Below are 8253 nucleotides of genomic sequence, written 5' to 3'. Positions count from 1 at the left end.
TGAGTTACTTTATCAAAATCGTGGGTGTACTGGGGTATGGGCTTTTCACGTAACCCGGCCCAAAACAGAAGCCCCAGCCCCACAAGAGCCAACAGACGCCAAAACAGTATGCTTTTTGTACTTGTAAACACTAAACTCACTTCTCGATCATAGAAATAACACTGTACTGCTTATCTTCTCATGCCCATGCTTGACATGAGAAGATCACTTTAATAAGCATTCTTTCCAACAAAACCCTTGAAAATCGTTTGAACAATAATTTTCACATCCCACCATACAGACCAGTGATGAATGTAATGAAGGTCGTGTTCAATACGCTTTTCCATTTTTTCCAAGGTGTCTGTCTCACCTCGCCAGCCATTGATCTGGGCCCACCCAGTAATACCCGGCTTAATCTTATGGCGACGCATGTAACTTTTAATCTGGCAACGAAACTCTTCATTATGAGCAATCGCGTGAGGTCTTGGGCCGACAATCGACATACTGCCCTGCAACACATTGATAAACTGTGGCAACTCATCCAATGAAGTCTTGCGAAGAAATGCGCCAACCCGGGTAATACGGTCATCATCCTTGGTTGCTTGACGGAAGCTATTACCATTTTCCATGACCTTCATAGTGCGAAACTTCCAGACTTCAATTGGCTTTCCGTCCATCCCGTAGCGCTTCTGCTTAAAAATAGCAGGGCCATGCGACGTTAACTTTACTAGAGCCGCGATACCCAGCATCAGCGGCATAATCATCAGCAAGATCAGTGAGGAAACAACAATATCTTCCCCTCGCTTTAACCAGCCGTTAAGTCCTCGCATTGGCTCACCAATCAAACCAAAAGCCGGCAAACCATTCAGATTAATACTACGTGCATGAAGCAACTCGAACACAAACAAATCCGGAACCACATAAACTGTTGCCGTGGAATTCGCCAGGCGATCCAGCAACTCACGGATACGCGCTTCGGCTCGCATTGGCATCGCGATATAGACACTGTCTAATTCACCTGACACCGCTTTTTCCACCAGCACATCAAAGCCACCTACGGAGACACAAGCATCATCTGCGTAACCCGCAGCTCGACGGCAGTCTGAACTTAATGACTCCTCTTTCTGTCGGTCATCGTAAAACCCATCCAGCCTGTAGCCAGCCCAAGTGGCACTATCCAGCCGACTGGCCACTTTCTGCGCCAAAGGTCCAGTCCCCACAATAGCGGCAGCACGAGTATTGTATCCGTGGGAACGTAAGTATCTAAGGCCAATTCGAACGAAAAGGCGCCACAGCAACAGCAAAGCCAGCGCCGAGAAGAACCATTGAATAAACATCGGCCAGGTAAACAGAGTGTCCTGAACCGGGCTGAATTGGCCCACCATAAAGATTACTGAGAAACCAATAAGCCAACACATCATGACCTGTTTAGCTTCAGCCCAAAGCGTCTCTGAGCGCCAAGAGCGATAAATTTCAGTAAAGTCCGAAAGAATTTGATGTAACAACCCACTTAGAAACCCCGCTATCCAAATATCACTATCGAGCGGAAGATTACCAACCCAAGCCACCAGTCCAACAGACACAATAATCAGTGTCGAATCAAGGCAACGAGATATAAATGCAAACTGCGATGCGTAAGGCTTGATTAACCCGTTATCGGTAGACACAGAAAAATTCCTTCTTTTTGACGCATTGAAAATACGGAACATCGTTTTGCTGAGAATCAAAATAATCATCTGATTTAGTTACAGCATCACTACCGCGCAAATTAAATTTCAATAAAATAACGCAACAAACGACAACTTTTACTTTACGTGACCAGCCTCACGCCGCGTGGCGGAATCCTTTCTTTAGCCAAAAACATAAATTTACATGACAGCCCCATAAAACAGGCTTAGGGCAGTTAGCCTTTGCATCATCCATACCACAACACAAAGAAACGCCAAACCCCTTCGAAATTTATTTTTCTAGTAACTGCCAGTTATGAAAACAAAAGGCGGACTGGAAACAAACTTTATAAGAACACAAAAAATAGAAACTTATATAGCAGGCAGCGATGCTAAAGACTTATGGCGTGCACTAAAGTGAACCTATTCACAAGCACAAAAAACATAATCTGGAGCACGGGTTATTTCACCAAGACGCAAACAGGTTCACACACACAAAAGCCGCAGGGTGGGATTTTCTTACAGATAGAAAAGAAATTAAGAATTGCAGATGATTTAAAAAACCAAAGAATAGTAAATTTGTCGACCAGGATTAATATGGTCAATCGCCAAAACAGAAAATGTATTTATTTCACAAGCGATACATAACCCGAAGTAAACAACGAACCGGCAATAGCATACGGAACATCAAAAACCATTTTACGAGCCATTTCCGCACCAACAATGTCCACAGCGGCATCACGACCCACCCCTAAGTTAACAGGTCGACGCTCAAAATGATGGGCATCTGAAGCCAATACAGTAACTACGCCTTTCCGTAAAAGTTGTTCTGAACAAACCCTTGCACGCTCACCAAACTGTCCGATCAACGATCCCGCCGTAACTTGAAACAAACAGCCAAGATCAATTAAAGGATTCAGCTTGTTGACGTCTCTCATCACAGCCTTGTTACGTTCCGGGTGAGCAATCATTGGAATAACATTGTTCTTAAGTAACCATTTCACCATATTTTCGGTACCCGGAAGAATATGGCTATGCGGCAACTCCAAAAGCAGCACTTTCTGTTTTTCCCAGCGCCCGACAAATGGAAGCTCATTATTGTGCAGCATTGACACAACCTCCATACCAAGCCGAACTTCACCCGCAAACCCAATAGTTAAAGGTATTTGAGCCTGTTTTAAAGATTCTCGGAATTTTCTGACTTCCAGATGGATGCTTTTACGGTTGTTTTCCCAGCGTCCCGGATGAATATGGGGAGTAACCACGGAATGTGTCACCCCTTCTCTCACCGCCTGGCGGGCGAGAGTCAGAGCGTCATCTAGAGATTTTGGGCCGTCATCAATTCCCGGCAACAGATGACAGTGAATATCAATCATAGAGCGTCATCGCACGCTGAGAATCAAGCCGCCGACTTTGAATCGACCTCTGGCGCAAATTCGTTGTAATAATCGCCATAATAGTCGTACAGACCACGCTTATTGACATCTACCATATTGAGCACGACACCTGTTAATGGTGCTCCCAAATCACGTAAGCGCTTCAGTCCCTTTAAGGCCACTGGAACCGGTGTAAAATCAGCTCGGACAACATAAATCAGAGCATCAGCCATTGTCGACAACACCATAGCATCGCTCACTGCCTGGGTTGGCGTGGAATCGATAATAATTCTATCGTACTTTTCACTCAGAGTTTCCAATACGCGGGCAAAACGTGTCGAAGACAGAAGTTCCAAAGGATTACCTGGAACCATTCCAGAAGCAATTACATCCACTGAAGACTCTCCCAGCCGATGAATACACTCCTGAAGCTCGGCGGTACCCGCAACCAGATTGGATAATCCAGGCGCTGAGCGCGGCAACCCCAAAGTCACGGCCATTGTAGGACGGCGCATATCTGCATCGATCAACAGAACGCGCTCCATCTGACCAATCGCCTCTGCCAAATTGAGAGCAACGGTAGACTTGCCTTCGTTGGACACCGAAGAGGTAACAACAGTTACTTTGTGGGGCACATCCAGATTAGACAGCATAAGTCCCGTCCGGATAGTTCTGATTGACTCGGCAAAACTGCTTCGGCTGTTGGCTAAAAAACCTTCATAAGCCTGCTCGCTTTTTTGCTTCTTATTCCTCTTGGTGGCAGGCACAAAACCCAGCATGGGTGCGCGCAGTTTGTCTTCCACTTCATCCGGCGTTCTGATGGTGTTATTCAGCGCATCCATCAGCAACGCTGTAACGACCCCCACTCCCACACTCAGCAACATTGCCAGCGCCACCAGCAATGTTTTTTGCGGCTTGACCGGGTTAAGAGGTACCAGAGCTGGATCTACAATCCTGGCGTGAGGCGTCTGCAAACCTCCGGCTTTATCTGTTTCTTTGGCACGAGTAAAAAACATATCGTACAACTGACGGTTAGTCTCAACCTCACGCTCCAACTCATGCAGCTTGAACTCCTTGCGGTTCACGTTCTGTAAACGCTTTTTAGTCTCAGCCAGCTGGCCCGCAAATGCATTCTCGGTCTGAAGTGCGGCTTGATAATCTGCACGGATACCACGAGCCACTTTGGACACCTGCATGTACAGATCTCTGTTAGCCTGCTGGGATTCAGACATAGCTGAAATCATTTTTGGATGTTTGGGGCCATAACGCTTACTCAACTCAGCAACCCTTCGGTCAGCATTCGCCTGGGCCTCTCTGAACTTCTGTACCAGTGGATGCCTTAGGATAGTAGGCACTGCCATGAGTTCACTGGTACTGGCATCCGCCCCAAGCGCTTTGACTTGCGCATAGATGTTCTCAGTTTCGGAGCGCGTCCGCTGAGCTTCCACATAACGTTGGGTCAATTGTCCTATTTCTTCAGCCCCCATAGTCTGGACACCTTGGACATCCACTAACTCGGCCTGATCCCGGTAATCCTGTAAACGCTCTTCGGATTGCTCCAGCGTAGCCTTCAAGTCACCCAGACGGGCACTAAGCCAATCTGCGGCTTTACGAGTCACATCGAGGCGGGATTCCAGGTAGCTTTCAATATAAACGTCCGCCATGGTGTTTGCGATTTTTGCTGCCAATTCGGGATCCGATAACTCGTAGTGTATCTTTACCAGCTGCGTATTCGGTATCGGCGAAACGCTCAACCCCTTCATGAAACTCGACCGGACCTGATTCAGTACCCGCTCTTTCCCTGGAGCCTCCACCTGCTCGTCCCCGGCCAGAAGCTCACCGACAAGCCCACGCAGACTGAAACTCTTTTCCGCCTGCCGAGGATCAAACAGGGGGTGAGTATCCAGATTTAATCGTTTGATAACCCGGTCTGCCAACTCTCTGGACTTCAAAATCTCAAACTGGGTTAAGAAATACTCTTTATTCCCTGTATTGAGTCCATAGGCGTCATTAATGGACAACACCTTGGCCGACTCACTTTCGATCATTACCGTGGTCGTTGCCCGATACTGGGGCGTCATCGACATGGTCATGAGAATCGTCAGGATAACGGCCACCACCGCCAGCGCTATGATATTCCACTTCTGCTGCATGACCACCCGCCAGTAATAACGCAGATCGATCATCTCTTCCTGAACATCGGGTGGATTAAAGGTGTTGTGTGTATTCATAAGTCTATTGCTCATATAGTGCGGGCAGCTCAGGCAGTGCAATTCTCAGCACCCACCAAGCACCACTCATATCAATAATCATGCTCAAGGCGCGTCATCAAAAAAAGCTTTGCTCTACAGTGATACTGTCTCCAGGCTTAACCGGTGAATTCAACTGAACCTGCCTCGGAGTATGGCTATCGTCATTATCAGAGATAACAAAAATATTGCTTTTCGAGGCCCGCTCGGTAAACCCTTCAGCCAGAGACACAGCCTTGCGGATAGTCAATCCTGGCTGGAAAGGGAAGCCTCCCGGCCGCTCCACCTCACCGCTGATATAGAACTGTCGATATTGCAGAATCGTTACTGATACTTTCGGATCCAGTAGATAATCACCCGCCAAACCTTTGATAATGGTTTTCTGCAACTGCCCTACGGTCATCCCTCTCAAATGCAACTCACCTAAGAACGGATAAGACAAAGTGCCCGTATCACTGAGCTGGGTCTCCATCGTTAAATCACTTTCGCCATACACTTGAATACGAATAACATCCCCAGAACCGAGCGTATACTCTGACAACCCACCCTGAGCCAGGCCTCCCGCCGAGAAAGAAAATAACGCGACAAACAGACCTACACAGCCAAAATAATGAAAAAGCCTCATAATTCTTCTCGAGGTTTAGAACAACTAATCAGTGGTTACGCTCTCAGAATATCGATATCTGACCGACATTCTGAAAACGAAATTAAGTATTTGTAGCTTGCGTCACAAGCTCAAATCAATAAAAAAGGAAACCTGATTTCTATCATACGAATACTGTGCCAACGTTGACTCCTTGTCTGTTGTTTTGAAGGACAGCCCAAGATCCAGCCACCGCCTCAAATTATAATCCAATCTGAGGCCATAGCTGTCTTCCTGATCATCACGCTTAATAGGTGAATCTTCATAACGACTGTCTGTTTGTGAATAGAATAATTGAGTACTAAAACGACTGGTCCAGCTATGGGTCCAATCCAGGCTGTACAGCTCTGAATCAATATAACTACCAGAACCATTCGTTTCACGAGGCTTACTGGATGTCGTCAAGGAAAACACCGAATAGGTTCTGGGCTTCCAACTGACATTCGCCTCCCAGCTGAAACCGGAAAAATCTTCACGGTCGTCGTCGTCAAAATCCTTTTCAGCCAAGCCCAGTTTCACCGTTCCCTCAGTTTTACCCGTTGCCTCCCAGTTTACACCTAATAGATACCGCAAGGTCGAACTGTCCAGAGTATCAAATTGACCAAGAACCTCCTCCGGATCGTGGATATAGTTAATATCAGCTCCTTGGACTTCAGCAACCAGATTGGTCTTTCCTGCCATACGCCAATAAAAAGCCGCGCCTGCTCGCAACTCATCCCGATCCCGCACTCGAGTGAGATCTTCGTGATTGGTGTATTGACGAGAATAATCACTCACATCCAGCACCAGCCGGCCTCGGGAAGAATCACTACCGAACGTATATTTACCTTCGAACGTCATATCTTCATAGGTATCGGGTTCATCAATTAAAGCAATAGCATCACCTTGACTGTAGCCAGTACCGCGATCTTCGTGTGCATCACGATACAGAGCCATCAAGTCAAATTGGTGACTTTGATTTAACTCCCACGTGACAGCGCCCTTTAAGTAGTTGTCATTATAGTCATCTGAACTGCTATTGGCATAAAAGCCCGCATCGTGTCGATAATCCAGAAGAAGATCAACCGAGCTTAATTCAGACAGGAGCTTCACCCCCGGGCTAACTACTGAAATCCAGGAGTCAGTTTCATCCGATGATTGAGAGAAGATATTGTCGTCGTAACGCTCCTCGAACGACAGGATAGGAACAATATAAAAATTTCCAGCTTTAATCTTTGCAGGCTCTACAGCTTGCGTCGTGCCAGATATCAGTGCAACCGCCAACCACAAAGTGGAGGTGCCGATTCTATCACCCATATAAAAACTCCTATTAGCCAACCTTTCCCTGTCAATGGGTTATCCAACGGAAACATGTGAATACCACTACGTATTAATCAGCAAGAATCATGCTAGCTCAAAATTATGGAAGTATTGCAAAAGAATGTTTCATTTCAAACTCCGGCACTTTCGATACAAGCCTTCCCACTTTAAAAGCAAACTCAAAATGACCCGATTCGTAAGAATAACCTGACTTAAAGAAACCGTAATGACTTAATGTGCCAAATGTCATAAGACGGGACCAGTATACTTGATGCTCCATACTAGCTGTGCCAACCTATTAACAGATCATACAATTCTTGGAGCACAAAATGAGCGCCGCATTTAGACTGCTTACTACGTCACTAATGGTTACCACGCTATATAGCTTAGGAATCACTCAACAAGCTTTCGCACTATCGCCATCTCACGTATACCCAGATATAGAAGCGCTCAACTCATCGGCATCCGCCTACAACAAAATGACCTGGGACGAGTTCAAAGTTTATGCAGCTCAAGGAGCTCTATCAGGAACATACCTATTCTCAGAAGGAACTTACGACATAAGTGAAAAGGTCGATCTACCAACACAGAGCGGAAGAGTAACCCTAAAAGGTGCCGAGGGTGCTTTATTTAAAGGAGATTTCTCGCGTGAAGACCCTCTCACAATTGAAGGGGGATTTAGTTTAGCAACCAGCTATTTCACCTTTAAGGATATGGTTTTTTCTGATGTCGGAAATTGCATTTACGTGGACCGAGGCGCCAGATCTAATAATGTAGTCATTGAGAACCTTACATCACATAACACACACACCTGCATACTAATTGACCGGAACAAGTCTCTCAATATCGACAACTGGCAGATTAATAACGTGTCAATTAACGACTACTTTCGAACAGGTATAAGAATATCCGGGCCTAATACAAAAAATATTTTCCTGTCCAACTTCGTAATTGACGGTCAAAGAGAAGGCTGGAGCCATTGCTATAAAGGTGCCATACAAATTCTTGAAAGTGCCAATTACATCAAAATCAGAGATGGC

Annotated in this window: 6 protein-coding genes; 1 reads left to right on the top strand and 5 read right to left on the bottom strand. The window is 46.1% G+C overall.

The genetic code is table 11. The features are described 5' to 3' along the window. Positions 1–209: 209 nt before the first annotated feature. The 5 genes from ACTG33_RS08120 to ACTG33_RS08100 form a co-directional block, all read right to left on the bottom strand. Entirely contained in the window at positions 210–1646 is a 1437-nt protein-coding gene (locus tag ACTG33_RS08120; RefSeq protein ID WP_439134703.1) for an undecaprenyl-phosphate glucose phosphotransferase, read from the bottom strand. A gap of 626 nt (positions 1647–2272) precedes the next feature. Next, the gene (locus ACTG33_RS08115) at positions 2273–3022 is read right to left on the bottom strand and encodes a tyrosine-protein phosphatase (RefSeq protein WP_439134702.1); all 750 of its coding nucleotides are present in this window, start codon (positions 3020–3022) and stop codon (positions 2273–2275) included. 23 nt (positions 3023–3045) lie between these two features. Then, positions 3046–5253 (bottom strand): GumC family protein, encoded by a 2208-nt coding sequence (locus ACTG33_RS08110; protein WP_439134701.1) that lies wholly within the window; start codon positions 5251–5253, stop codon positions 3046–3048. Positions 5254–5350: 97 nt separating this feature from the next. Continuing rightward, on the bottom strand, positions 5351–5896 hold the full coding sequence (locus tag ACTG33_RS08105) for a polysaccharide biosynthesis/export family protein (protein WP_439134700.1): 546 nt from the start codon (positions 5894–5896) through the stop codon (positions 5351–5353). A 102-nt stretch (positions 5897–5998) separates the two neighbouring features. Continuing rightward, positions 5999–7210, bottom strand: a complete 1212-nt coding sequence (locus ACTG33_RS08100; RefSeq protein WP_439134699.1) for an outer membrane beta-barrel protein — start codon at positions 7208–7210, stop codon at positions 5999–6001. Positions 7211–7542: 332 nt separating this feature from the next. Between ACTG33_RS08100 and ACTG33_RS08095 the strand changes: the two genes are divergently transcribed. Continuing rightward, positions 7543–8253: hypothetical protein (locus ACTG33_RS08095; RefSeq protein ID WP_439134698.1), on the top strand; the 711-nt coding region annotated here is incomplete at its 3' end.

The organism is Pseudomaricurvus sp. (genome assembly GCF_965662505.1).
GTDB lineage: Bacteria > Pseudomonadota > Gammaproteobacteria > Pseudomonadales > Cellvibrionaceae > Pseudomaricurvus.
This window is presented reverse-complemented; position numbering and strand designations above follow the sequence as displayed.

Coding starts and splice junctions, on each gene's coding strand:
- ACTG33_RS08115 (WP_439134702.1), bottom strand. CDS start 3,022: ATGATTGATATTCACTGTCATCTGTTGCCGGGAATTGATGACGGCCCA.
- ACTG33_RS08110 (WP_439134701.1), bottom strand. CDS start 5,253: ATGAATACACACAACACCTTTAATCCACCCGATGTTCAGGAAGAGATG.
- ACTG33_RS08105 (WP_439134700.1), bottom strand. CDS start 5,896: ATGAGGCTTTTTCATTATTTTGGCTGTGTAGGTCTGTTTGTCGCGTTA.
- ACTG33_RS08100 (WP_439134699.1), bottom strand. CDS start 7,210: ATGGGTGATAGAATCGGCACCTCCACTTTGTGGTTGGCGGTTGCACTG.